This is a genomic window from Bacillus sp. mrc49, from assembly GCF_002803435.1.
Genome location: NZ_PHNG01000087.1, coordinates 1 through 369 on the forward strand (window position 1 = coordinate 1; position 369 = coordinate 369).

Genomic DNA, 369 nt, shown 5'->3' on the forward strand with positions numbered 1-369 from the left:
TTGTCCCCCGCAACGGCCATACCGCCCGACAGCAGCGCCGGCAGGTTGCTGGAGAAGAAGCCGGTCTTCTCGGAGAGATCAACCTTCCACTTTTCGTTACCGCTGTCGGCATCCATCGCTTTCACGAGGCCGTGGCGATCGGCAGCATAAATAGTGTTGTCCTGGAAAGCAGGACGCAGGTGAGAATAGAACTCACCGACGCCGTCGCCGACCGAGGTACTCCACGCCTTGCTTGGCGTGAACTGATTTTCAACTTTCGGCAGCGGCGACATGGTAACCACGTCTTCTTCACTGTTGAACAGTGAGCAACCACTCAGCAAGGCAACGGAAACCAGTCCGACCAAGAGTGTTTTACGCAATTGCATGGGA

General features: G+C 56.1%; 1 pseudogene. It reads right to left on the minus strand.

Going from position 1 to position 369, the window contains the following annotated elements:
- A pseudogene (locus CVN76_RS00600) lies at nt 1-369 on the minus strand (PQQ-binding-like beta-propeller repeat protein); the annotation flags it as partial.